Origin of the sequence: Streptomyces griseosporeus (assembly GCF_014656055.1) — a bacterium.
GTDB lineage: Bacteria > Actinomycetota > Actinomycetes > Streptomycetales > Streptomycetaceae > Streptomyces > Streptomyces griseosporeus.
Genome location: NZ_BNBR01000001.1, coordinates 388,156 through 410,549 on the forward strand (window position 1 = coordinate 388,156; position 22,394 = coordinate 410,549).

The 22,394-nt window shown below is 73.0% G+C and carries 25 protein-coding genes and 1 pseudogene; 9 read left to right on the plus strand and 17 right to left on the minus strand.

The window, feature by feature from the left end; all coding sequences use genetic code 11:
• Nucleotides 1-8: 8 nt before the first annotated feature.
• From IE308_RS01720 to IE308_RS01730, 3 genes are all read right to left on the minus strand, one after another.
• Nucleotides 9-593, minus strand: coding sequence for an NPCBM/NEW2 domain-containing protein (locus tag IE308_RS01720; protein ID WP_190216281.1), 585 nt, complete (start codon nt 591-593; stop codon nt 9-11).
• Nucleotides 590-1,228 carry a hypothetical protein gene (locus IE308_RS01725; RefSeq protein ID WP_190216282.1) on the minus strand — a complete coding sequence of 213 codons (639 nt, stop codon included), beginning with the start codon at nt 1,226-1,228 and terminating at the stop codon, nt 590-592. The genes IE308_RS01720 and IE308_RS01725 overlap by 4 nt, the downstream gene beginning before the upstream one ends.
• Before the next feature lie 132 nt (nt 1,229-1,360).
• Nucleotides 1,361-2,539, minus strand: coding sequence for a DUF3103 family protein (locus IE308_RS01730; protein ID WP_190216283.1), 1,179 nt, complete (start codon nt 2,537-2,539; stop codon nt 1,361-1,363).
• A 216-nt stretch (nt 2,540-2,755) separates the two neighbouring features.
• Between IE308_RS01730 and IE308_RS01735 the strand changes: the two genes are divergently transcribed.
• The 3 genes from IE308_RS01735 to IE308_RS01745 all read left to right on the plus strand — a co-directional run bounded on the left by IE308_RS01735 (nt 2,756) and on the right by IE308_RS01745 (nt 6,615).
• Nucleotides 2,756-3,115, plus strand: a complete 360-nt coding sequence (locus IE308_RS01735) for a gas vesicle structural protein GvpA (protein WP_110635227.1) — start codon at nt 2,756-2,758, stop codon at nt 3,113-3,115.
• Nucleotides 3,116-3,309: 194 nt separating this feature from the next.
• The gene (locus IE308_RS01740) at nt 3,310-4,998 is read left to right on the plus strand and encodes a RecQ family ATP-dependent DNA helicase (RefSeq protein WP_190216284.1); all 1,689 of its coding nucleotides are present in this window, start codon (nt 3,310-3,312) and stop codon (nt 4,996-4,998) included.
• A 174-nt stretch (nt 4,999-5,172) separates the two neighbouring features.
• A complete protein-coding gene (locus tag IE308_RS01745; RefSeq protein WP_229908654.1) occupies nt 5,173-6,615 on the plus strand; it encodes a serine/threonine-protein kinase in 1,443 nt (480 codons plus the stop codon).
• A gap of 5 nt (nt 6,616-6,620) precedes the next feature.
• Here IE308_RS01745 and IE308_RS01750 read toward each other — a convergent pair whose 3' ends face one another.
• Nucleotides 6,621-7,415 carry an SDR family NAD(P)-dependent oxidoreductase gene (locus IE308_RS01750; RefSeq protein WP_190216285.1) on the minus strand — a complete coding sequence of 265 codons (795 nt, stop codon included), beginning with the start codon at nt 7,413-7,415 and terminating at the stop codon, nt 6,621-6,623.
• Nucleotides 7,416-7,610: 195 nt separating this feature from the next.
• On the opposite strand from IE308_RS01750, the gene IE308_RS01755 reads away from it, so the two are divergent.
• Both IE308_RS01755 and IE308_RS01760 read left to right on the plus strand, forming a co-directional pair.
• Complete coding sequence (locus IE308_RS01755; protein ID WP_190216286.1) at nt 7,611-8,351, plus strand: flavodoxin family protein; 741 nt, start codon at nt 7,611-7,613, stop codon at nt 8,349-8,351.
• Nucleotides 8,352-8,439: 88 nt separating this feature from the next.
• The gene (locus IE308_RS01760; protein WP_190216287.1) at nt 8,440-9,522 is read left to right on the plus strand and encodes a hypothetical protein; all 1,083 of its coding nucleotides are present in this window, start codon (nt 8,440-8,442) and stop codon (nt 9,520-9,522) included.
• Between the two features lie 32 nt (nt 9,523-9,554).
• Here IE308_RS01760 and IE308_RS01765 read toward each other — a convergent pair whose 3' ends face one another.
• A complete protein-coding gene (locus tag IE308_RS01765) occupies nt 9,555-10,196 on the minus strand; it encodes an MBL fold metallo-hydrolase (RefSeq protein ID WP_190216288.1) in 642 nt (213 codons plus the stop codon).
• Nucleotides 10,197-10,288: 92 nt separating this feature from the next.
• On the opposite strand from IE308_RS01765, the gene IE308_RS01770 reads away from it, so the two are divergent.
• Nucleotides 10,289-10,714: a MarR family winged helix-turn-helix transcriptional regulator gene (locus IE308_RS01770; protein ID WP_190216289.1), complete on the plus strand. Its 426-nt coding sequence runs from the start codon at nt 10,289-10,291 to the stop codon at nt 10,712-10,714.
• Here IE308_RS01770 and IE308_RS01775 read toward each other — a convergent pair.
• The 7 genes and pseudogenes from IE308_RS01775 to IE308_RS01805 all read right to left on the minus strand — a co-directional run bounded on the left by IE308_RS01775 (nt 10,701) and on the right by IE308_RS01805 (nt 16,646).
• Nucleotides 10,701-11,396 (minus strand): acetoacetate decarboxylase family protein, encoded by a 696-nt coding sequence (locus IE308_RS01775; RefSeq protein WP_229908748.1) that lies wholly within the window; start codon nt 11,394-11,396, stop codon nt 10,701-10,703. The two genes, IE308_RS01770 and IE308_RS01775, sit on opposite strands and share 14 nt — an antisense overlap.
• A 136-nt stretch (nt 11,397-11,532) precedes the next feature.
• Entirely contained in the window at nt 11,533-12,699 is a 1,167-nt protein-coding gene (locus IE308_RS01780; RefSeq protein ID WP_190216291.1) for an oxygenase MpaB family protein, read from the minus strand.
• 67 nt (nt 12,700-12,766) lie between these two features.
• Nucleotides 12,767-13,819 carry a polyprenyl synthetase family protein gene (locus IE308_RS01785; RefSeq protein ID WP_190216292.1) on the minus strand — a complete coding sequence of 351 codons (1,053 nt, stop codon included), beginning with the start codon at nt 13,817-13,819 and terminating at the stop codon, nt 12,767-12,769.
• Nucleotides 13,812-14,129: a polyprenyl synthetase gene (locus IE308_RS01790; protein WP_229908655.1), complete on the minus strand. Its 318-nt coding sequence runs from the start codon at nt 14,127-14,129 to the stop codon at nt 13,812-13,814. The genes IE308_RS01785 and IE308_RS01790 overlap by 8 nt, the downstream gene beginning before the upstream one ends.
• A gap of 189 nt (nt 14,130-14,318) precedes the next feature.
• On the minus strand, nt 14,319-15,026 hold the full coding sequence (locus IE308_RS01795) for a B3/B4 domain-containing protein (protein WP_190216293.1): 708 nt from the start codon (nt 15,024-15,026) through the stop codon (nt 14,319-14,321).
• Nucleotides 15,027-15,081: 55 nt separating this feature from the next.
• On the minus strand, nt 15,082-15,729 hold the full coding sequence (locus IE308_RS01800) for an FMN-binding negative transcriptional regulator (protein WP_190216294.1): 648 nt from the start codon (nt 15,727-15,729) through the stop codon (nt 15,082-15,084).
• Between the two features lie 82 nt (nt 15,730-15,811).
• Nucleotides 15,812-16,646 (minus strand): annotated as a pseudogene (locus tag IE308_RS01805) (EamA family transporter).
• Between the two features lie 118 nt (nt 16,647-16,764).
• On the opposite strand from IE308_RS01805, the gene IE308_RS01810 reads away from it, so the two are divergent.
• Nucleotides 16,765-17,349 carry a helix-turn-helix domain-containing protein gene (locus IE308_RS01810; RefSeq protein WP_190216295.1) on the plus strand — a complete coding sequence of 195 codons (585 nt, stop codon included), beginning with the start codon at nt 16,765-16,767 and terminating at the stop codon, nt 17,347-17,349.
• A 129-nt stretch (nt 17,350-17,478) separates the two neighbouring features.
• Here the strand turns inward: IE308_RS01810 and IE308_RS01815 are convergent, their stop codons facing one another.
• The 4 genes from IE308_RS01815 to IE308_RS01830 form a co-directional block, all read right to left on the minus strand.
• Nucleotides 17,479-17,994: a hypothetical protein gene (locus IE308_RS01815; RefSeq protein ID WP_229908657.1), complete on the minus strand. Its 516-nt coding sequence runs from the start codon at nt 17,992-17,994 to the stop codon at nt 17,479-17,481.
• 183 nt (nt 17,995-18,177) lie between these two features.
• Complete coding sequence (locus IE308_RS01820; protein WP_190216296.1) at nt 18,178-18,444, minus strand: hypothetical protein; 267 nt, start codon at nt 18,442-18,444, stop codon at nt 18,178-18,180.
• 111 nt (nt 18,445-18,555) lie between these two features.
• Nucleotides 18,556-18,948: a hypothetical protein gene (locus tag IE308_RS01825; RefSeq protein ID WP_190216297.1), complete on the minus strand. Its 393-nt coding sequence runs from the start codon at nt 18,946-18,948 to the stop codon at nt 18,556-18,558.
• A gap of 35 nt (nt 18,949-18,983) precedes the next feature.
• The gene (locus IE308_RS01830) at nt 18,984-19,751 is read right to left on the minus strand and encodes a class I SAM-dependent methyltransferase (RefSeq protein WP_190217321.1); all 768 of its coding nucleotides are present in this window, start codon (nt 19,749-19,751) and stop codon (nt 18,984-18,986) included.
• 675 nt (nt 19,752-20,426) lie between these two features.
• Here IE308_RS01830 and IE308_RS01835 point away from each other — a divergent pair.
• Both IE308_RS01835 and IE308_RS01840 read left to right on the plus strand, forming a co-directional pair.
• Nucleotides 20,427-20,852: a DUF6003 family protein gene (locus tag IE308_RS01835; RefSeq protein ID WP_110635164.1), complete on the plus strand. Its 426-nt coding sequence runs from the start codon at nt 20,427-20,429 to the stop codon at nt 20,850-20,852.
• Nucleotides 20,853-20,984: 132 nt separating this feature from the next.
• Nucleotides 20,985-21,239 carry a hypothetical protein gene (locus IE308_RS01840; RefSeq protein WP_110635161.1) on the plus strand — a complete coding sequence of 85 codons (255 nt, stop codon included), beginning with the start codon at nt 20,985-20,987 and terminating at the stop codon, nt 21,237-21,239.
• 150 nt (nt 21,240-21,389) lie between these two features.
• Here the strand turns inward: IE308_RS01840 and IE308_RS01845 are convergent, their stop codons facing one another.
• A complete protein-coding gene (locus IE308_RS01845) occupies nt 21,390-22,361 on the minus strand; it encodes an L-threonylcarbamoyladenylate synthase (RefSeq protein WP_190216298.1) in 972 nt (323 codons plus the stop codon).
• Nucleotides 22,362-22,394 lie beyond the last annotated feature (33 nt).

Sequence of the window (22,394 nt, forward strand, 5' to 3'; positions counted from 1 at the left end):
TCACACGGCTAGGGCTTTCCTCCGGTGATCTGCGCGTCGCCCCAGGAGCCGTAGTAGACGCTTGAGGCGTCCTGACCGGTGTAGGAGACGGTCAGTTTGAGTCGCAGGGCGTTGCGGATGTCCAGCCTGACCTCGCGTGACGCGCCGAGACGGATGGTCTCCCGGAATCTGCGCGTCCCGTCGACCGCCACCTCGAAGGTCAGGCTTCCGCCGGTGGGTGAGTCGTCGCGCAGTCCGGCCGTGGCGGTGAAGGTGGTCCAGTGGCGGCCGAGGTTGTATTCGGCGGAATTGACCGGGCCGGCGGCGTTGCAGGCCAGCGTGACGCTGCTGGCGAAGCCTGTCCCGTTGATCTCGGCCGTGCCGGTGTCGATGCCCTCGGTCGCCGTCAGCGGATCCAGTTCGTTGAGGTAGCGGCTCTGTGCGGACTCGCCGGTGGTCTCGGAGGTGCCGCCCGCGGTGACCGTCACGGTCGGGGCGGTCGCGGTGACCGTGCGCGTGGGGCCGGGCCCGGACGTTCCGCCTCCGCACGCGCCGCCCAGGGTGATCGCCGCTGCCGTCACGGCACACGCCGCCACGGCTCTCGCCCGGCTCACCGGTCGGGGCCTTCACGCGGGAGGTCCGGTGGATGGTCCGGGGGTGGCGGGTAACGCGGCGGATCGGTGTCCGGAGGCGTCGGGTAACGCGGCTGATCGCTGTCCGCGAGCGTCTCGTGCGGGGTCTGCTTCCGCGGCCCGAAGCCCGGATACGCCGGCGCTTCGCCCGTTCCCCATCGAGAAACCAGGGTGTAGATCACGAACATCTCGGTCACGAGGGCGAAGACGAACCCCAGCCACAGACCGACACCGGTGCCGACCTTCTCGTCCGTGAAGGAGCCCGCCAGCCGGTTGTACGCGTCGGCCAGTTCCGAGACGTCCGCGACCTTCACCACGTACAGGGCCAGAAGGACGGAGGAGGGCACCAACGCCAGTCTCACGAACCGCCTGTCGGCCGTCGTGACGGCGACGGCCAGCGACGCGATGGTGGCGACGGCCATCACGATGATCAGGGCCGGCCCCGCCGCCTGCAGGGCGTCGCCGAACGCGTTCTGGCTGTCGTCCCCGCTGGACAGCCAGGGAGGGAAGAGCATGACGAAGCTCAGGAGAGCCGAGACCGCTGCCGCGAGCAGTGGCCAGTCCCGTGCGACCTCCAGGCGGTGCCGGTGCCGCGGAAGACGAGCGGAGATCGTCATGCGTCCTCCCGGGAGGTGGACGACATCCCCGTGGCGCACCCGGTGCCGGACGCGCCACGGGCAGTCTGCCGGTCATTCCACCATGGCCTGTGCGAGGTGCCGTCGCACCTTGTGATCGCCTGGAGGTGTCGCTCAGAGCTCCGGCACGTAGTACGGCTGCACCGTCATCCACCCGTTGCCCCGGGCGCCGTGGCGCGTGCCGTTGTCACCGCGGGCCAGCGTGTACCAGGAGTCGACGTAGTCCGGGTCGTCGGTCCACCAGTCGGCCGGGATGGCGTCGAGGACCGCGTTCACCAGCGGGATGTAGGCGCCCTGGTCGGTGATGGTGAGCAACGCGGCGGCGATGGCCTGGGCGAGGTCGTGGTAGTTGGTGCTGCCGTCCTCCTCCATCATCACGGCGTCGGCCAGGTCGTACTTGTACGAGGACCAGTTGACCAGGATCTGGTTCGGGCGGTAGACGGTGCCGTCGTTGTCGAGGTACGGCATGTCGACGGGGTCGACGCGCACCTTGCCGTCCTGGCCGAAGCCGGTGACGAGGGTGTAGATCTCGGCGTCGCCCTTGATCCACGGTTCCTCGTCGTCGGACAGCTCGACCGCGGTGATCCGGGTGGTCCAGAAGCCGCCGGTGGCCGCGAGCGCCGGCGAGCGGTGGCCGGTGGAGGGCTCGGTGCCGGTCCGGGCGGCCGCGGCGGTCGGCTCGGCGGAATGGACGCCGTACCGTGCGAGTTCCCCGGTCAGGACGTCCAGCCCGGCGGCCAGTGCCGTGGAGCTGTCGATGTCGACGACGTACACCGGGTGCGCGGGCGCCTTGCGGGCGTCGAGGGTGTGGGCCCTGCCGTGGCTGTCGTAGGCGGTGACGGTGGTGGCGTCCTCGTCCTGGGTGGCCGCCGCAACCCAGGGCGTGGTCCCGGCGGTGAGCGCGCCGCGCATGGACGCGTCCCCGAGCCGCAGGCGCAGCAGCGGGCCGACCTCGGCGCCCAGGCCTTTCGCCGTGGCGATCCGCCGGTCGGCCGCGGTCAGGGTGGAGCGGAGGGCGCGGCTGCCGCCGGCTTGTGCGGCCAGAGCGGTGACGTCCACCTCCTCGGAGGCGAGCGCGGCCGTGCGGACGCGGGCGCGCCAGACGGAGTCGGTGAGGGAGCCGGCCATGGCCCGGGCGGCCTGGTCCTCGGCCGCGGTGACGGCGGACGTGGGGGCGGGGGCGGTGGTGGCCGCCGTGGCCGGCAGGGCGGTCAGGGTCTGGCCGGCGCACAGGGCGACCAGGGCTGCCGCGGCGGCGCCGAGGCCGCGCCGGCGGAGGTGACGGGGTCTCACGGGGATCGGTCCTCCTGGGGCGAGTGGTCGGTGTCGCACTGTCAGGTGGAGCACGAGGCACGCATCTATGCGGGTAGACAGACGCGTGCGGATCCAGAATGACGGTGACATGACACCCAGACAAGACCTGACGACACGGCGAGCGGACGATTGCCTTGGGCGTCTCCGGGCAGCCGGGTCAGCAGGGGCCCGGAGGCGAGCGGGAGGCTGATCTCGATGACTGTGGCGACGCAACAGGGTGGCGGAGGCTCCAGCGGCCTCTACGACGTGCTCGAACTGATCCTGGACCGAGGACTGGTGATCGACGCGTTCGTCCGCGTCTCACTGGTCGGCATCGAGATCCTCAAGATCGATATCCGGATCGTGGTCGCCAGTGTCGACACGTATCTGCGGTTCGCCGAGGCCTGCAACCGCCTGGACCTCGAAGCGGGCCCGCGCAAGCCCGCCGGGATCACCGAGCTGCCGGGCAAGCTGACGGAGTCCGGGGCGCGCGGCAAGACGAAGGGCGCCTTGTCCGGTGCCGCGCAGGCCGTCGCCGACGCCTTTCAGCAGGGGCGGGACGAGGGACGGAAGTAGGAGGCGCGCCGGGCCGCCTGGGTGCGCACCGGTCCGCCGGGGCTCGCGGCGCGGCGCAGGCGCTCAGGCCTCGCCCGCGTGCGTGTCCGGTCCGCCCGGGGGTACCCACAGCCCTGCCGAGCGGCACGTGGGAGCGCTGGTGCCGTGTCGATCCGGTGCCGTGCCGTCCGGCGGACGGGACGAGGGAGCGGCCGATGACCGGCGAGAGACCGCCGAAGCGGCGGACGAGGCGCCTGCGGGCGACGGCAGCCGAGGTCTTCGGCTGGGACGAACTGCGCCCCGCGCAGCTCACCGCCATGGAATGGGTGCTGGAGGGCCGCGACACCCTCGTCGTCATGCCGACCGGGTCCGGCAAGTCCGCCGTGTACCAGGTGCCGGCCCTGCTGCTGTCCGGCCCGGTGGTCGTCGTCTCCCCGCTGCTGGCTCTGCAACGGGACCAGATCGCGGGCCTGCCGGGCGGCGACGACGGGCCAGGCGCAGTCGCCGTGAACTCCGACCTCGGTGTGGCCGAGACGGAAGCCGCCTGGGACGCCGTACGCAGCGGTGCCGTTCGCTTCGTCTATCTCTCCCCCGAGCAGCTGGCCAAGGACGAGGTGGTGCGGCGGCTGGCCGAGGCGGAGCCCGCCCTGTTCGTCGTGGACGAGGCCCAGTGCGTGTCGTCCTGGGGCCATGACTTCCGGCCGGACTACCTGCGGCTGGCGCAGGCGGTACGGCGGCTGGGGCGGCCCCCCGTCCTCGCGCTCACCGCGACCGCCGCGCCGCCGGTCCGGCAGGACATCGTCGAACGGCTCGGCATGGACTCCCCGCGGCACCTCGTCACCGGCTTCGACCGGCCCAACATCCGGCTGGAGGCACACCGGCACCTCGACGACGCGGAACGGCGGCGCGCGGTCGTCGAGCAGGCCGCCGCCGGGCCCAAACCGGGGATCGTCTACGCCGCCACCCGCAAGGACTGCGAGTTCTACGCCGGTGAACTGGCCGCTCTCGGGCTCGCCGCCGAGCCGTACCACGCGGGCGTGCGCGCCGCCGAGCGCAAGCGGATCCACGAGGCGTTCCTGGCCGGGGAGACCGACGTTGTGGTGGCGACGTCGGCGTTCGGGATGGGCATCGACAAGGAGGACGTGCGGTACGTGCTGCACGCCTCCCTGCCGGGTTCGCTGGACGCCTACTACCAGGAGATCGGCCGGTGCGGCCGGGACGGGCGGCCCGCTCTCGCCCTCCTGCACTACCGGTCGGAGGACACGGGGATGCAGGTCTACTTCAGCGGTCGCCCCCCGAGCAGGGGCACCGTGGACACGGTGGTGCGGGCCGTGCACGACCACCGTGACGACCCGGTGCGCCTGGACGGGCTGCGGCGCGAGACCGGCCTGTCCCGCACACGCCTCACCACGGCCGTCAACCTCCTGGAGGAGGCCGGCGCGGTCGAGACGGACACCTCCGGCGCCGTCCGCCCCTCCCCCGGCACCTCCCCGGAGGCCGCGGTGGAACGAGCAGCGGACAGCGCCGAGGCGCACCGGCGCATGGACCGGTCGAGGGTGGACATGGCCCGGGCCTACGCGGAGACGACCGGCTGCCGGCGCCGCTTCCTGCTGGGCTACTTCGGCGAGGAGTACGCGGAACCGTGCGGCAACTGCGACATCTGCGACGCGGGGGCGGCCGAGGACGGCGATGCCCCGGCCGCCGGGCAGCGTCCCGCCCATCCGGACGCGGGCTCCTACCCGGTCGGGGCGGCCGTGCTGCACGACCAGTGGGGACGCGGCACGGTGCTCAGCGAGGACGCGGACCGCATCACCGTCCTCTTCGACGACGTGGGCTATCGCACGCTCTCCCTCGACGCGCTGGCCGACCGGAACGACCTGCTGACGGTGGCCGACGTGCCGTAGCCGGTACACCTGGCGCGGCCCTCTCCGTGCCGGGCCCGGGCCACGTCGCGGGTCAGTGCGGCGCCGGACGTCGCTCGGTGGAGTGCTGATTTCGCGCAGAGGACTCCATGCCGCACCGACGAGGGTGTGTAATCACGTGGGTCCGGACGGGCGGGGCGAAGAGGGGGACAACGGGTGGACGAGCTGCAGCCGACCGATCCACGGCAGGTCGGCCGGTACCGGATCACCGCGCGGCTGGGCGCGGGCGGCATGGGCCGTGTCTATCTGGGCCGCTCGCCCAGCGGGCGGCTCGTCGCGGTGAAGGTCGTACGGCCGGAACTGGCCGACGACCCCGACTTCCGCCGCAGATTCGCCCGGGAGGTGGCCGCGGCCCGGAAGGTCACCGGCTTCTTCACGGCAGCGCTGGTCGACGCCGACCCCGACGGCCCCTCTCCGTGGCTGGCCACCGCGTACGTTCCCGGCATGCCCCTGGACACAGCGGTCGCCGTGCACGGCCCGTGGCCGGTGGCGTCGGTCAGGACGCTGGGGGCCGGTCTGGCCGAGGCCCTGGAGGCGGTCCACGCGGCCGGTCTGGTCCACCGGGACCTCAAGCCCTCCAACGTCCTGATCGCCGCGGACGGCCCCCGGGTCGTCGATTTCGGCATCTCCGTGGCGGCCGAGGCCACCGCGCTCACCCGGACCGGGATCGTCGTGGGCACCCCGGGCTTCATGGCCCCCGAACAGCTGACGGGCAAGCCCGTCACACCCGCCACCGACGTGTTCGCCCTGGGCGCGGTGCTGACCTACGCGGCCACCGGCACCGGCCCGTTCGGCACCGGCTCGGCCCAGTCGCTCAACTTCCGGATCGTCTACGAGGAACCGGACCTGTCCGGCCTGCCGTCGCCCGGCCTGGAGATCGTCGCCCGCTGCCTGGCCAAGGACCCCGCCCACCGGCCGTCCGTGACCGCGCTCGTCGAAGAACTCGCCCTGCCGGCACCGGATGCCGACGCTCCCCCGCCCACGGGGTCCGACCTCGCCGATACGGCCTGGCTGCCCGGCCCGGTCGCGCTCGCGCTGCCCGCCACCGTCCCCGCCTCCCGCCGGCCCCTCCCGCCCCGGCCCGCGACCCCGGCGCCTGTAACACCTGAGCCCGGGCCCGCGTCCCCCGTTCCTCCCGCCCCGGCGCCGATCCCGCCGCGCCCACGGGCCGCGCCGGTCGTCACCCCGCCTCCCCAGGCACGCCGCCGCAGCGTCCTCCCGCTCTGGATCGCCATGGCGTCACTGGCACTCGGCGTGGTCCTTCCCTTCGTCGAAGGCGACATCATCGTCACCAGCCTGGACCATGGCGCCTGGCCGTTCGTCGTGGTCGTGCTTCTCAGTATGGCCACCTGTGTTGCGGCCCTGGTCGTGCGGCGGCGTGCCACCGCGAGTCGCGGTCCGCTCTGGGTGCGCATCGTGCACACCGTCACCACCACGCTCACCACCGGGTTGTTCGCGGCTCTGCTGTCCTCCCAGTACGCCCGCCAGGGCAAACTCGACCAACTCGATGTGGGGGCCTGCTTCTTCGGACTCGGGTGCCTGGCGCTGCTCTACAGCGTCTTCCGGTTCCCCGCGTCCAGGCGGAGACCCGCGCCCTGAGAGGCTCAGGGGAGGATGGCGTCGACGTAGCCGCCGTCCACGCGCAGCGCGCCGCCCGTCGTGGCGGACGCCTGGTCGGAGCTGAGGTAGACGACCATGTGGGCGATCTCCTCCGGTTCGATCAGCCGCTGCAGCAGGGACTGCGGACGGTGCTCGCGCATGAAGGCCCGCTGGGCCTCGTCCCAGGGCAGGGAGCGGTCGACGAGTTCGTAGACGAAGTCCTCCACTCCCCCGGTGTGGGTGGGCCCGGCGAGGACGGAGTTGACGGTGACGCCGGTGCCGGCGGCCTTCTTGGCGAAGCCCCGGCTCACCGCGAGGAGCGACGTCTTGGTCATGCCGTAGTGGATCATCTCGGCCGGGACGACCACCGCCGAGTCGCTGGCGATGTACTGGATGCGCCCCCAGCCGCGCTCCATCATCCCGGGCAGGAACATCCGGGTGAGCCGCACCGCGGCCAGGACGTTGACCTCGAAGTAGCGCCGCCACTCGGCGTCGCTGATCTCCAGGGCGTCTGCCGAGCCGAAGACACCCAGGTTGTTGACGAGGACGTCCACGTCCGGCAGGGACTGCGCGAGCCGGTCGGCGCCCTCGGCCGTGCTGACGTCGGCCGCCGCGGGGACGAGGTCGGCACCGGGCACTTCCCCGCGCAGGCGGTCGACGGCCTCCCGTACGCGCTCCTCGCTGCGGCCGTTGACGGCGACCCGCGCTCCCGCCCGGGCCAGCCCCGCCGCGATGGCCGCGCCGATGCCCTGCGTGGAGCCGGTGACCAGGGCCGTCCGGCCCGTCAGGTCGATCTGCATGCGCTGGACCTCTTCCCGCTACTCGGTGCCTTTCGGCTCACCGTTCCCACGGGCGGCGCGTTGTCACCGGTCCGGCGGCGAAGAGTCACACCGGCGGCGTCGTGCGCGGGCGCCATCGTCGCTTCCGTTCGGGGGCGCTGCGGTGGCGGCCGACGGGGCCTGCGGCCAGGCTGGAGGCGAACCTGGGAGGACCTTGTGACCGCTTCGCCGCCCGCCGCCCCCGACGCCCCGCCGGCCCGGTACGACGACCTGAGGGCCATGGTGATCAACTGCACCCTCAAGCGTTCCCCGGAGACCAGCAACACGCAGGGCCTGATCGACCGCAGCACCACCATCCTGGCCGCCCAGGGGGTGCGGGTGGACGTCGTACGGGCCGTCGACCACGACATCGCCACCGGGGTCTGGCCCGACATGCGCGAGCACGGCTGGGAGACGGACGCCTGGCCGGAGCTGTACCGGCGGGTCATGGCGGCGGACATCCTCGTCCTGGCCGGGCCGATCTGGCTGGGCGACAACAGCTCCGTCATGAAGCAGGTGATCGAGCGCCTCTACGCCTGCTCCAGCCTGCTCAACGACGCCGGGCAGTATGCCTACTACGGACGCGTCGGGGGCTGTCTGATCACCGGCAACGAGGACGGTGTCAAGCACTGCGCCATGAACGTGCTCTACAGCCTGCAGCACCTCGGGTACACGATCCCCCCGCAGGCGGACGCCGGGTGGATCGGCGAAGCGGGACCGGGCCCGTCCTACCTCGATCCCGGATCGGGCGGTCCGGAGAACGACTTCACCAACCGCAACACCACCTTCATGACGTGGAACCTGCTGCATCTGGCGCGGGCCCTGAAGGACCTCGGGGGGATCCCGGCCTACGGCAACCAGCGCACCGCCTGGGACGCCGGCTGCCGCCACGACTACGAGAACCCCGAACACCGGTAGACACCGGCGGCGTGGCGCGGACCAGGATCCCGACCCGGCACGCAAAACGGCTGGCGGGTCCGGGGCGGTGGTTGCGAGCATGCGGGGCATGAACACCGCCGAAGACGCCCTGATCGACGTAGTGCCGCTCGGTACGGCGCCCGTGCCGGAGCGGGGCCGGGTCGAGGCGCTCGCCGGCGGGGGGCTCGTCGTCCGCGCGCCCGGGCTGGTGGAGGTGCACGACCGCGAGGACTTCCTCGCCGGAGGGGCGGCGGGCGCGCGGGCCGCCCTGCGGACGCGGGAGCCGGAACGGGCGGTCCCCACGCCGGACGGCGGGTTCGTGGTGGCCGGGGTGTCGTCGGTGCGGGCGCTGGACGCCGACGGCGGCACGCGCTGGGAACTCGGCCACGACCGGTGGCACGGCGCCGACCGGGCCCATTCCGTTCCCGCCGTGAGCCCGGACGGACGCCTGGTGAGCGTCGTCGTACCGCGACTGGAGCCCGAGAAGGAGAAGGCGGCTCTGGTGTACGACCTGGAGCCGGGCCGCAACTACACCTGGGACGAGCTGCTTCTGCTGGACGCGGCGACCGGTGCGGTGCTCGGCCGGCGGCAGATCCGTTCGCTGGCGTCGGCCGCGGTCGCCTCCTGGGGGCCGGACGGTGACGCGGTGGTGGTGTCCTGCTGGACCGCCTGGCAGAGCTGGTCGACCTGGTGGGCCGAGCCGCGCGCGGACGGTCCGCACCTGGCCGGCGCGACGTGGATGCACGCGCTGGCGGGCTTCCTCCCTGGCGGCCGGATGCTGACGCAGCGGTACGCCGAGTACCTGTTCCCCGACGACGACCGCGACGAGCTGGCGGTGTACGACCTCCGCTCCGGCGAACAGGCGGCGCTGGTGGATCTGAGGGAACTGGCCGTCGACCCGGAGAACGACGAGTTCCTCTCCGCCGAGGTCCTGGACGGGCGGCATGTGCTGGTGCCGGGACGGGTGCACCCGGCCCCCGGGGTGGCGGAGCTACGGCACTGGCTGCTCGACGCGGGCACGCTGCGTCCGCTGGGGCGGCTGAACTATCCGGTCCCGGTGGGCGAGGACGTCACCGCGCTGCGGGACGGCACCTGGCTCACCCGGGACGGCAATCGACTGCACCGCTGGGCGCTGGGGCACTCCGGACCCGGCGGCGTCGACGCCCGCTGAGTCGGGTCGGGGGACGTCGCGGGCGGTCCGGCTCAGCCGATCTCGACGGACGTTCCCGCGGTCAGGTGGCGGTATGGGGCCCCGGTGCCGGGGCCGTTGTCGCCGAGGAGGCCGCCGACCATCGCGGTGCCGATGTCGTTCAGGGCGCCGTCGTGGATGGCGTAGGACCGCTGCGGGGCCACCGCGCGTACATAGTCAACGAGTTGGCCGGTCGTGGACCACGGCCCGTGCACCGGCAGCAGCAGGGTGTCGACCGCGGTGTCCGGGACGGTGAGGGCGTCTCCGGGGTGGAACAGGGCGGCGTCGACGAGGAAGCCGATGTTCCCGACGCGGGGGATGTCGGGGTGTATGACGGCGTGCCAGGTGCCGTAGACCCGCACGTCGAAGCCGGCCGCGGTGAAGGCATCTCCCTCGCCGACGGCGGTCACCCGCCCGCCTAGGCCGTCCAGCCGCCCGGCGACGGAGGTGTTGGTCCAGATCCGCAGGGCCGGGTCGCGCTCGGCGGCCGCGCGCAGCGTCTCCTCGGAAAAGTGGTCGGCGTGTTCGTGGGTGACGAGGACGGCGTCGGCGCCTTCCAGTGCCCGCGGGTCGGTCAGGCCGCCCGGGTCGACGACCAGACGGCGGCCGTCCTTCTCGACGCGTACGCAGGCATGGCCGAACTTGGTGAGACGCATGGCGGTTCCCCGGTCCTCTCGTGGCTCCACAGCCCGAAACTGTACATCTTGGTTGTACATCTAGATTACACAGTCCCGGTAGGATGGAGGCCATGGACGACGACGTGCTGGCCGAAGACCTGCGGCAGGTGATCGGGGAACTGGTCCGCGCCGTACGCGCCGTGGACACCATGCCCTCCGGAGAGGCCGCGACCCTCGGATACCTCGACCGCAGCGGCCCGCTGACCGCGGCCGACCTCGCCGCGCTGCGCCGCGTGACCCACCAGGCAGCCACCAAGTCCGCGAAGGAACTCCTCGCCGACGGCCTGGTGCGCGCCGAGCCCCACCCCACGGACGGCCGCAAGCAGCTGCTGCACATCACCGACAGCGGCCGCGCCCGCCTCCAGCGGGAGCGGGCACAGCGCGCCAACTGGCTCAACGCCGCCATCCACGAGGCCCTGAGCGCCGAAGAGCAGCGTCAACTCCGCCAGTGCGTAGGGTTGTTGGAGCGACTGACCGCCCACATCACGGGGCGGTGACCTCGCCCGAGGTCACGGCCGGGCCGATCCTGAAGCGGAAGTCGGCCAGGGAGACGGCCGCGACGGGGCGGTGGCCGGTCAGGTAGGCCAGCGGGCCCTCCGGGTGGACGCGGGTGCGGATGCGGCTGAGGGAGGGACGGCCCGTCAGGCGGAGCGGCACCCGGCAGGTGGTGCCGTCGGCTCGGGGCTGCAGGAGGTGTGCCCGGACGGGCAGCCGGAGGGGAAGGCGGAGCAGGTCCCGGCACAGCGCCACCGCGTCCGGTTCGCGCCGCCCGGCAGCCTCCACGGTCATGGTGGTCCGCACTCCCCGGCGCGGGGACGGGTCGGGAGGCAGGGGCCGGAAGTCGAAGGCGGCCGGTTCTTTGGGGATGGCCCACAGGTGCCGCCCGCCGGCCAGGGAGCGCTCGTCGTCCACCCACACCTGCACCGCCGTGGCCGCGAGCCCGGCTCCCTGCCGTACGACGACCGCCACGAGCAGTTCCCGGTAGGCGAGGTCCCCGCCGTCCCCGTAGTCCACCCAGAAGGTGATCAGCGGAGTCCGTCCGGCGAGCGACACCGCCCGGGCGCCCTCGGGCAGGGGCCAGGGCGGGAGGCCGTACCGGGGCACGAGCCACAACGCGGCCCGCATGTCGCCGCGCAGATGCCACGGCTCCGGAGGATGGGGAGGACGGGAAGGGGGCATCGTCACCGGCCTTCGGTCGAAGCGATCACCGCGTCGGGGGACGGGGGCGGGCGGTCTGCTCGTCAGTGTCGTACCGGCCCGCTTCCCTCGCCATGGCGGTCCACTCCCCCGCCGACGCGGCGGCCCGCGCACCCTGTCAGCGCGGAGCGACCGTCGGAGCGGGTGGCGCCCAGCGCTGCGTACGGGGCACGCCGCCCGCGACGCCGAAGTCCTTCTTCAGCTCCTCGGGGATGGCGTAGTGCATGACGCGGCCGCGCGTGAGGGAGGACAGCTCGAAGACCGTGGTGAGGTGGCCGAGGCGGTCCAGCGCCCAGGCGCCCAGCGGCGAGCGGTCCTCGATCGTCTCCAGGACCCCCAGCAGGCCCGGCACCACCTTGACCACGCTGTCCCAGGTGGTACGCGGGACCCGGAGCCAGTCGGCACAGGTGTCGCCGATGAGGTAGCGGATCAGGGCGGAGACGACCGGGTCGAAGAAGGTGCCGGGGACGACCTCCTCGTACAGGTCGATGAGCTGCCGCGTCAGGTGGACGCCCTCCTCGGACGGCCCCATGTGGCGGACCATGTACAGGTCGAGGAACTCCCGGGCCTCCTCCAGCGTCTTCGGTACGGCGTCCTGGTCGACACCGAGGATCGCGCCGACCACCCGCCAGGCGTAGAAGTAGGCCTCGGCACCCTCGACGCTCATGTGGATGCCCAGCCGGTGCAGGCTGTCCAGCACCAGCAGCGAGAAGAACATCTGCCCGCCGATCATGTCCTCCTGGCAGATCGGCGTCCCGAGCGTCCCGGTGTCCCAGCGGTCCTCGCGCTGAAGGTGATGCCGGATGGAGGCGTGCAGCAGGCGCACCTTCTGCGCGGCGGGGAGGAACCTGCCGCCGGCCTCGAACGCGTCCGGCCGCATGAGGTGGACGGTGAACTGCCCGGTCTCCGCCATGCGCTTCGACGGATAGTCCAGGCCGTGCGTGGCCGACAGCAGCCGCGCCACGTGCGGGACGACATAGCAGGCGGGCATGGAGGCGAAGGACAGGGCGGTGGAGATGTGCACGTTGTTGTCGAGGAAGAACAGCCGGGCCTTCTCCATCTCGCCCCAGTCCACCCAGGACGGCGGTACGCCGGTCGTGTGCAGGTACTCGCGGGCGACGTCGGGCAGGCCGTCCGGCAGGGGTGCGCCGGCCGTCGAGACGTAGCGCATCAGGGTGTTGAACTTGCCCACCTCGCCGCGCTCGAAGAGGGTGGCGACGACCGCGTCGGCGAGTTCGTCACCGGACTGGCGCAGGGCGTCCATGGAGGCTTCGGTGAAGGTCATGACGGCGGTCCTTCTCGGGTGGTTGGGGGGTGGCGCACCGTCGCGACACGGTCGGTGCGGTGCGTGGTCAGTGGTGGCGGTCCGTCGCCGAGTGCGCGAGGTCGGTCAGGGCCCGCCGCGCCGTATGCGGCAGGCTGAGCCGGTCGAGGTGGCCGACGGCGTCGCGGACCCGGGCGGTGATCATGTCCTCCACCTGCTGGGGGGCCTTGAGCGTGAGCATCAGCTCGCGTACCTCCCGCAGGTCCTCCTCGGTGACGTCCCGGCGGCCCAGTACGCCGGCCAGACGCTCGCGCTGTGCGGGCAGGGCCGCCCGCCAGGCCGCGGCCAGCAGCGCGGTCGGCCGCTGCCCGCGGATGTCGTCCAGGCTCGCCTTTCCGGTGCGGGCGGGTTCGCCGAACAGGCCCAGCAGGTCGTCCCGGAGCTGGAACGCCTCCCCCAGCGGCAGCCCGTACGCCGACAGGGCGGCGCGCAGCCCGGGTGGTGCGCCGGCGAGCAGGCCGCCGATGAGCAGGGGCTGTTCGACGGTGTACTTGGCGGTTTTGTAGCGCACCACCTTCAAGGACACCTCGGGGTCCGGGCGGGCGCCGGTGGCCAGGATCTCCAGGCACTCGCCCGCGATCAGTTCCCGGGCGAGGTCCGCCCACACCGGTCTGGCCCGGGTCAGGTAGGCCGCGGGCAGGCCGCTGGTCGCGAACAACTGCCCGGCCAGCGCCATGAGATGGTCGCCGACCAGCATGGCCAGAGCACGGGCGGCGGCACGCGGGCGCGGACGGTCCCTGACAGCCGTGTGCAGCGCGACGTGCGCGGTGGGCAGGTGGTGGCGCAGCGGGCTGTCGTCGATGAGGTCGTCGTGGACGACCGCGGCGGCGTGGACGAGTTCGAGCGAGGCGGCCGCGCGGAGCAGGGCGTCGCTGTCCGGCTGGCCGGCCGCACGCCACCCCCAGTAGCAGAACGCCGCGCGCAGCCGCTTGCCGTGGCCGGCCGCCACCCGTAACTGCCCGGCCACCGGAGCCAGCGCGCCGTCGATCGCGAGGAACCGCTCGGCTTCCGCGGCGAGGAAGCCGGCCAGGAGCGTGTCGACGCGGTCCTTGAAACCGGCCGGGTCCCAGCGGTCAGACATCGCCGCTGGAGGCCGCCTGCCGGGCCCGGGCGTGCTGGGCCAGTACCTCCAGGTGGGCGGGCCCGGCGGCACGGCGGTCCAGGACGAGGCGGCCGCGGGCCATCAGGTCCTGGTGCGCGTCGCGGGCGAGGTCGGGCCCGTCGGAGCGACGCAGCAGCCCCCGCAGTGTGCCCATGGCCGAGCCGATGGTGGTCACGGCCAGGTCCGCCAGGCCCGCGACGAGCAGGACCGCCTGCTCGTCGAGGCCTCGGTCGCCGTCTCGGCCGTCGCCTCGGTCGTCGACTCGGCCGTCGCGCGGAGCGTGCGTCATTCCGGTCGGTCCCCCCTGTTGTCGGTGGTCGGTCCCGGGCGGCGGATGCCGGATCCCCGAGGTGCCGATCACAGCATGACCAGAGGTGTTGCTCCGCTCGCCCCGATTACCGCATCGAGTGACCTGCGGGAACGCATGTCCGGACGGAGGTCGGCAGGGACTGAGCACGGCGTTCGGACGGCGTGGCGTTCAGACGGCGGCCTGGGGCTGTTCCGGGCTGAGGTAGTGGACGGCGGTCCGCTCCGCGTGCGGGGCCAGGAGTCCCTGGAGTTCGTCGGCGGCGAGCTTGAGGAGGTCGCCGTCGCGGCCGGCGTGCAGGGTCTCCAGGAGGAACGCGACGCGGGTGGAGTCGGCGGTGACGCGGGTGCGGTGGGCGTCGCGGTGGTTCCAGTGGCGGGTCAGGACGCCGGTGGCGTCGGCGTAGACGATCTCGCCGGGCTTGGGGTGCTCGACGGTGTCGGGTTCGCCGAGCGGGGTGAACGTCTCGGTGCCGGCGGCGTGGCGGATGTCGACGTCTCCGGCGACGTGGTCGAGGTCGAAGGCCCCGGCGGGCAGTCCGTGGCGGACGGAGACGGCGTTGTACGAGTCGACGGCCGGGTTGATACGGGGCAGCGTGCCCCTCTTCGCGAGGCGCCGGCCGAGCGCGTCGACGCTGGGGCGGATGCGGCGGGGGTTGGTGCCGAAGGAGCGGTAGGCGGTGTGCCAGGCCTCGATACGGGGGTCGGCCTCGTCGGCGGGCTGCCAGGTGCCGTCGGCGAGCTGCCGCTCCAGCTCCTCCAGCGCGCTGTCAGTGTCCGGCCAGGGTTCGTGGCCACGCAGGCCGGTGGCGGTGACGAGGGCGATGAGGGTGTCGGGGAAGGCGTCGGCTACGGCGGGGGCGATGCGGAAGGCGGTCATGGGTGCGGGGTCCGTTCGTGCGGGGTGGGTGGGCCCGTTCGTGGGGGTGGGCAGGTCAGGGCTGCCAGGGGCCGATGCGGTCGAGGCGGCGGAGCTGCTGGCGGGCGGTGGCGGTGTCGAGGCCCTGGTCGCGGGTGGTGAGGTGGCCGGCCACGGCGGTGCGGTGCTCGACGGGCTTGTGGTCGTCGTACTTGAACTTGGCGCGTACGTCGGTCACTTCGAGGCGCAGGCCGCGGATGCCGGACAGCATGCGCCCGTACGGCGGCCGGTCGGCGGCGACGGGGGCGTGGTCGCCGTCGGGCTGGAAGTGGGCGAGCTGGCGGCGCAGCAGCTCGGCCTTGGCCTCGGGGTCGTCGACGGCGTGGGCGCGGCAGGTGAACTGGACGGCCGCGTAGTAGCTGGTGGGCACGCCGTCGGTGGGCGGGATGCCGGGCTTGGCCCGCCAGGGGCCGGGGATGAAGGCGTAGTCGCCGATGACGGTGAAGGTGACGTTCGGGTCGGCCTCGACGAACGCCCAGACCGGGTTGGGGCGGGCCAGGTGGATCAGGAGGTCGCCGCCGTCGCCGGTGAAGTGGGTGGGGACCGTCGCCGGGGCGTGTCCGGGCGGGCCGTTGACGCTGAGGATGCCGAAGTCGTGGCCTTCGGCGATCCAGGCCTGCCATTCCGCGTCGTCGAGACTGGCGTCCCAGGGCTGGATGAACACGGGCTTCTCCTTGCGGCGGCGGGGCGGGGCTCGGTGGTGGGTGAGTAGGAGCGGTCTGCGCAGGCGAGTGTGGAGCGACGGCTCAGGTGAGGGCGAGGAGGCTGACCGCGACGGCGGCCGTGCCGAGGCCGACGAGCTGGCCGCGGTGGATGCGTTCGGCGAGGACACCGCGAGCCAGCAGGACGGTGCCTGCCGGGTAGAGGGCGGTGATGACGGCGACGACGGTGAGGTCGCCGCTGCGGGCGGCGAGCAGGAAGAGCAGGTTCGCCAGGGAGTCCAGGACTCCCGCGGTGGCCGACAGCGCGTAGGCGGGGCGCTCGGGGCCGAGCCTGCGGCGCAGGAGGCCGGCGGCGGCCAGGGTGACGGCGGAGGAGACGGCCCGGCCGACGATCAGCGGGGCGACGCCGCTGCCGGACGGCGCCTGGTGCAGGCAGACGAGCTGCAGGGCGATGGCGGCGCCCGCGCCGAAGGCCAACAGCAGCGCCGTGCGGGAGGGGCGGGCCGAGCCCGCGCCGTGTCCGGCGCTGACCAGGACGACGGCCAGCAGGGCGAGGGGCAGCCCGATGACGCCGGCGGCGGTCAGGTGTTCGCCCTGGACTAGGCCGACGGCGACCGGCAGCGCGGCGGAGACGAGTGCGGTCACCGGCGAGAGGACGTTCACCGGGCCGATCGCGAGGGTGCGGTACAGCAGGGCGAAGGCGGCGGCCGAGGCGACCCCGGACGCGGCGCCCCAGCCGAGGGCCGCCGTACTGAACGACGCGCCGAGCACCGGCCACAGCAGCAGCTCGACCGCGAGGCTGGCCGGGGCGGCCACCAGCACGGTCCGCAGCACATGGGCCTTGCGGGCGCCGAGGCCGCCGAGGAAGTCGGCGCACGTAGGCGAGTGAGCTGCCCAGGGCCAGCAGCAGAGCGATCACGGCACATCCCTTACCATTCCAGCAGAACGGCTCCACGGTACAACGAACCGACCGCCCGGTGTCAACGTAACGACCACCCGGTGCATCGGAACGACCTACCCCCAAGGACGGTGATGAGGTGGCCGAGACAGCCACGGCACTGCGGACGGTCGCCCACAACGTCCGGGCGGCCCGGATCCGCGCGGGCCTGTCACTGGAGGAACTCGGCCGGCGCGCCCAGGTCAGCAAGGGCGCCCTGGTCGCACTGGAGAAGGCGCAGGGCAACCCCAACCTGGCCACCCTGGTCCGGCTGGCCGACACCCTGGGCATCTCGGTGTCCGCGCTGATGCAGGGACCGCACGAGGGGCGGGTGCGGATCGCGGCAGCCGATGCCGTGGCCCCGCTGTGGACCGGCGAGCGGGGCAGCGAGGCGCGGCTCATGCTGACGACCTCCGGCCCGGCGCCGGTCGAGGTGTGGCGCTGGCGCCTGGAGCCGGACGAGGAGTATCCGAGCCATCCCCATCAGGCGGGCGTCGTGGAGACGGTCAGCGTCACGGCCGGCCGGATGGTCCTGGTCGTCGACGGTACGGAACACACGCTGGAAGCGGGCCAGACGGCCACGTTCGACGGCGACACGTCCCACACCTACCGCGGCGCGGGCACCGGGCCCTGCCACCTGATCATGACGGTCCACCTGCCCCCGGGGCCCGCGGCCGGGGGCTGAGCGGCCCGAGGCTGGGCCGGCCGGCCCCAGGCCGACGGCGCGCCTACGGCGCCGGCCGCACTGGAGAGCTGAGCGGACCAGGCCACCCGCCGACTCTGCCGGGAAGCGGCACCGGCGCCGGGCCGGTGCTCAGGGTTCCACCCCGCAGCGTCGCGCGATCGCTTCCAGGCGTTCCAGTTCCCGGCGTGCCGCTGTCAGGTGGGCGAGGTCGAGGGCCATGCCCGCGCGGGCGCAGACGTAGAGGATGTCCTCACGGGTGGCGGCGTCGAGGCCGGGGGCGGTCCGGAGGCGGCGGCCCGTGACGCGCAGGTAGAGGGCGACGCTGTCCAGGTCCTCCCGAAGCTGGAGCGGAAGGACCTGCCGTAGCTCGTCCTTGGCGTAGTCACGTGCCTGGCAGTCCGCCGCGCAGGGGTCGGGCTCCACGGGGGCGAAGGCAAGGCCGGCGTCACGGGCCTCGTCGTACATCTCTCCCAACAGGGTGCGCGCGTAGGCGGGATCGCCCTCGGCGGCTGCCGTGCGGGCCGACTCCAGCAGGGCCCCCAGTTGGGCGCGGACCTCGGGATCCTCGCCCGTACGGGCGTTCAGATAGCCGGACCACACGTCGAACGCCTTGCTCAACTCGGCATCCAGCATGATCTCGTACACGTCCGGCAACTCCGCCGCCCTTTCCGCCGCCCTGCCCCGTCCCACCCCGTCCTGACCTGTCCTGACGTGGACGGGAGCGGACAGGATAGGGCGGACGCCCGTCTGGTTTCCCGCGAATTACGTCCCCGGACGACGGCGGACAACACCGGCCGGCCCCTAGGGGCGGGCGGGGCGCGGACGGGGTCACAGCTCCAGGGCGAGTCCCCATACCAGCGCGGCCACGCCGAGGAAGGGCGCCAGCAGCATCACGAGGAAGGCCAGGGTGGAGAGTTGGCCCGGATCCTGTTGTCCGGCCTCCCGCCACTGCCCGTTACTCCACGCCACGGCCACGAACAGGGCGATCGCCGCCCAGTAGGGGCCGTCGTGCCGGAAGAGCAGGACCGCCCCCACCGCCAGACACAGGAACGAGAACCCCGCGATGTAGGCAGGCTTGATGCCGTAGAGCGTCAACTTCTCTCCCCCGATTTCCAGTTGGTCGACAAGTCAGTCGATGAGTCAGTCAATGAGTGGGTCCATGAGTCGGTCATGGAGACGACGGCCGCGCTGACGCGGCGCAGTCGGTCAGGGGCCGCCGTAGCCGCCCGTCTCGTCCTCGGGGTCCTCGGTCGCGTACAGGGAAGGCCCCAGGCGCCGCGCCAGTTCGTTCCCGAAGACTTGTGTCCGGGTCACGCTGCCGTCGGCTTCCCTCGCCAGTTCCGCGTAGAACGCCATGTCGATCCAGTCGCCGGGATGGTGGTGGAAGAGCTCGACCGTGGCCTGCGGATACTCCGCGCGCAGCCGGGCGAACGCCTCCTCGACCCCCTCCGCCCTCATCGCGCCCGGACCGCTGATCACCGCCGTCAGCCGGCCGGCCTCCCACTGCCACACCCGGAGGTGCACACTGCCCATCACGTCGAGACCCTGCCATGGGTCTTCGTCCCGGATCAGCTCCGGGTACTCGGCTTCACCGGCCATCCGCCCCCCCCTGTGCTCTGCCGTTGCCGACAGTGTCACCTCCGGTGGTGCGCCGTGTACACGGTCGCGGTCATGGGCGCCGTCACCCGTCCGGCGCCGAGGCGTTCCGTCATCCTCCGCGCCACCGCGGCCCGGAGGGCCTGGGCATCGGCACGGTCCTGCACAGCGGCGCTCACCGGTGTGCCGGTGAGGAACCCGACGGCGACGGACTCGGCCGACTCCGCCTCACCCTGCAACGTCACCTCCTCGACCTCGGCCAACACCAGTCCCGCGTCCGCGAGTTCGGCGGCGACCACGGACGGATCCGTGTAGCCGTGCGGCACTTCCCTCAGGAACTGGGGCGCGCCCTCGGGCATGCATTCGTCCAGGGCGCTCTGGACGGCGGCATCGAAGCCATGCGAGTCCAGCGGGCCCCAGCTGCTGAACAGGAACCGTCCGTGCGGCGCCAGGACTCTGCGCACCTCGGCGAAGGCCGCCCTCTTGTCGGGGAAGAACATCACCCCGAACTGGCACACGACCAGGTCGAAGCCGCCGTCCGGGAAGGGCAGCTCCTGGGCGTCCGCCTGCCGCCATCGCGCACGCGGCTCCCGCGCGGACCCCGTCGCCACCATCGCGTCGTTGAGGTCGGTCGCCACCACCGAGGCCTCGGGCACTGCCGCGAGCAGGGCCGAGGTCAGCACTCCCGTCCCCGCGGCGAGCTCCAGCACACTGCGAGGCCGCAGCGCCGCCGCCCTTGCGGCCAGGTCCGCGGCGAACGGGCGGAAGAGGACCGGCACGAGGTGGCGTTCGTACGCCTCGGGCATGGACCGGGTCCACCGCCGGTTCACATCGTCTGCGCTCACCTCACCGACACTAGCTCCGCGGAGGCGTCCTACGACGGAACGCCTTGGCCGACGCGACGGGCGCCTCACGCACCTCCCCCGAAGAACGTCGCGAGGTCGTGCTCCAACATGCACAACAGCGTCCCGAAGTCTGAGGCCCGCCCGGCGGCCGACGCCGAGTGCGCGGTCACCACAGGAGGTCTGTTTCTGACGGGCCCTGGGGACCGGCGAGCGGGATGCCGCCAGCTCATGGTGGCGGCACAACGACACCCGCCCCTCTACGCCGCTCTCGTCGCCGAGTGGCAGGCCGCCGGCCGGATGGTCCCCGGCGCTCCGGACGACCAATGGGCCGCCCTCCCCGTCCCTCACCGGAACGGACACCGCCCTCCCGTCGTTCCCGCGGCAGCACCTCCGGGCCAATGGGAACGGATCGTCGACCTCCCGACCGTACGGCAGGCCAGGCGGGCGTCAGCACCGACCGAGCGCCGTCCCGCCGCCCGCTCCCCGCGCAGCCACGTCCCGGTCGGCCCGTCGGCGACCGCGAGCCGCCCGCCCCCGTCCGAGGGGCGTTGATCATCGTCGTACGAACCCGGAGGTGTTCCGTCCGGCACGGGGTATCGGCACTACGTAGGCCGATGACCTGCTGAAGGAGCGAAGATGACCGACGATGCCTACCTGTTCCTGGTCGACGGGGCCGCCGAGGGGCCGGGTGTGCCGCCCGCCGAGCTCGGTGAGCCGGCCTGCATGGACACCTCCGCCGTCAGCGCCTGGCTCGCCGCCCACGACGTGACCGCGGTCTCGCCCCGGCTGCGTATCGTGCCGCCGGAGGAGACGGACCTGATCCCCTCCGGTGCCGAGCGGCTGCCCGTGCCCCTGAGCGAGGAGGAGCTGACCCGGCTGCGCCGCCGGCAGGCCCCCGCGGCGACGACCGCGATCGAGGACGAGCTGCTGGCGTACCGGGACTGCGCCGACGGCCGGGACGAGCTTCTCGCCCGTGCCCTGGCCGCCGGGGTGCCCGCCCACCGGGTCGCGGAACTGACGGGCGAGGACCTGCGCGTCGTACAGGCGGTCGCCCAACGGTGACCGCGGCGAAACGAACGCACCACACAATCCCCCAAGTCCCTTCATAGATGCCGCACTTCGGGGTACCCGGGCGATGAGCCGGCCCTCACCGACCAGGTCTCCCCTCCGGGAGATCCCACCGAAGGAGTGCAGATGACCACGCAGTACACCAACCAGCCCACCGGCCAGCAGAGCGCCTCGACCGGCAACGTGCTGAGCATCATCGCCATCGTGCTCGGCGTGGTCTCCTTGCTCTTCCTGCCGATCGTGTTCGGTCTGATCGGCCTGGTGCTGGCCATCGTCGCCAAGACGGTCCGGCACGAGCGGCTCTCCACCATCGCCATCGTGGTCAGCGCCGTCGGCCTGATAGGCGGCATGATCCTGGGCGCACTCGTCGTCAACACGTGAGTGGCCACCGTGTGAAGGGCGTTCGGGTACGGGTACCTGTGCGCCGCGCAGCCCTGGCCGCCTTCCACGAGAGGCGACCAGGGCCGCGTCGTGCACAGGGACCCGCGCGGCGCGGCGCAGCCGGGTGAGCGTCTGGCCTGCCGGGCGGCGTTACGACTGCCGCGGGCCGGCCGCCCGGCGGAGGCGGTTGGCGATGGCGAGGCCCAGGCCCTCCTCCGGCGGCAGGGACGCGATGATGAGGTCGCAGCCCCGCTGGTCGAGTTCGCGCAGGAAGCCGTACAGCTCGCGGGCGTACCCGGCCATCGAGGCGGGGACCGGCACCACGGCGTGCGCCTTGACCGGCGTGCCGACGAGGGTGGACGGGAGCAGGACGCCGACCTGGTGGCCCTGCTCCTGCGCGAGCTGTGCCTCCGCGGCGATCTGCTCCGGCTCGACGAGGACGACCCGGGCGGACGGCGCGTAGTGCGACGGGTGCTGGCCCGGTACCCGGACGTGGCTCGTGGCGGGGACGTCGAGGGGGCGGTCCAGCACCGCTTCGAGGTCCTCCCGGGTGACGCCGCCGGGGCGGAGGATGGCCGGGGTCTCGCCCGTGACGTCGACGATGGTCGACTCGACGCCGACGCCGCAGGGGCCGCCGTCGAGGACGAAGTCGACGGCCTCGCCCAGCTCGGCCCGGACATGGTCCGCGGTGGTGGGGCTGACCGAGCCAAAGCGGTTGGCGGACGGGGCGGTGACTCCACCGCCGAAAGCCTCCAGCAACGCGAGGGCGGCGGGGTGGTCGGGCACGCGCACGGCGACCGTCTCCAGCCCGCCGGTGGCTTCGAGGGGCACCCTCGGGCCGCGCCGCAGGACGAGCGTGAGGGGCCCGGGCCAGAAGTGCTCGGCCAGCAGGCGCGCCGTCGCGGGGACCTCCGCGACCCAGTCGGCCAGCTGGTCCGCGCCGCCGATGTGGACGATCAGCGGGTGGGTGGGCGGGCGTCCCTTGACCTGGAAGATGCGCGAGACGGCGGCGGGATTCTCGGCGTCCGCGCCGAGCCCGTAGACCGTTTCGGTCGGGAGGGCCACCAGGCCCCCGGCGCGCAGCACCTCGGCCGCCTTCTCGATGTCACTGGTTCTTGCCATCACTCGCGCAATCTTCTCATCTTCCCGCACGTT

Bases quoted from the DNA above. Each gene is read 5' to 3' on its own strand.
- IE308_RS01770 (WP_190216289.1), top strand. From the start codon at position 10,289: ATGGACGACGACGTGCTGGCCGAAGACCTGCGGCAGGTGATCGGGGAA.
- IE308_RS01790 (WP_229908655.1), bottom strand. From the start codon at position 14,129: ATGACGCACGCTCCGCGCGACGGCCGAGTCGACGACCGAGGCGACGGC.
- IE308_RS01775 (WP_229908748.1), bottom strand. From the start codon at position 11,396: ATGCCCCCTTCCCGTCCTCCCCATCCTCCGGAGCCGTGGCATCTGCGC.
- IE308_RS01765 (WP_190216288.1), bottom strand. From the start codon at position 10,196: ATGCGTCTCACCAAGTTCGGCCATGCCTGCGTACGCGTCGAGAAGGAC.
- IE308_RS01750 (WP_190216285.1), bottom strand. From the start codon at position 7,415: ATGCAGATCGACCTGACGGGCCGGACGGCCCTGGTCACCGGCTCCACG.
- IE308_RS01845 (WP_190216298.1), bottom strand. From the start codon at position 22,361: ATGGCAAGAACCAGTGACATCGAGAAGGCGGCCGAGGTGCTGCGCGCC.
- IE308_RS01795 (WP_190216293.1), bottom strand. From the start codon at position 15,026: ATGACCGCCTTCCGCATCGCCCCCGCCGTAGCCGACGCCTTCCCCGAC.
- IE308_RS01835 (WP_110635164.1), top strand. From the start codon at position 20,427: ATGACCGACGATGCCTACCTGTTCCTGGTCGACGGGGCCGCCGAGGGG.
- IE308_RS01840 (WP_110635161.1), top strand. From the start codon at position 20,985: ATGACCACGCAGTACACCAACCAGCCCACCGGCCAGCAGAGCGCCTCG.
- IE308_RS01735 (WP_110635227.1), top strand. From the start codon at position 2,756: ATGACTGTGGCGACGCAACAGGGTGGCGGAGGCTCCAGCGGCCTCTAC.
- IE308_RS01780 (WP_190216291.1), bottom strand. From the start codon at position 12,699: ATGACCTTCACCGAAGCCTCCATGGACGCCCTGCGCCAGTCCGGTGAC.
- IE308_RS01785 (WP_190216292.1), bottom strand. From the start codon at position 13,819: ATGTCTGACCGCTGGGACCCGGCCGGTTTCAAGGACCGCGTCGACACG.
- IE308_RS01740 (WP_190216284.1), top strand. From the start codon at position 3,310: ATGACCGGCGAGAGACCGCCGAAGCGGCGGACGAGGCGCCTGCGGGCG.
- IE308_RS01825 (WP_190216297.1), bottom strand. From the start codon at position 18,948: ATGGCCGGTGAAGCCGAGTACCCGGAGCTGATCCGGGACGAAGACCCA.
- IE308_RS01760 (WP_190216287.1), top strand. From the start codon at position 8,440: ATGAACACCGCCGAAGACGCCCTGATCGACGTAGTGCCGCTCGGTACG.
- IE308_RS01725 (WP_190216282.1), bottom strand. From the start codon at position 1,228: ATGACGATCTCCGCTCGTCTTCCGCGGCACCGGCACCGCCTGGAGGTC.
- IE308_RS01830 (WP_190217321.1), bottom strand. From the start codon at position 19,751: ATGCCCGAGGCGTACGAACGCCACCTCGTGCCGGTCCTCTTCCGCCCG.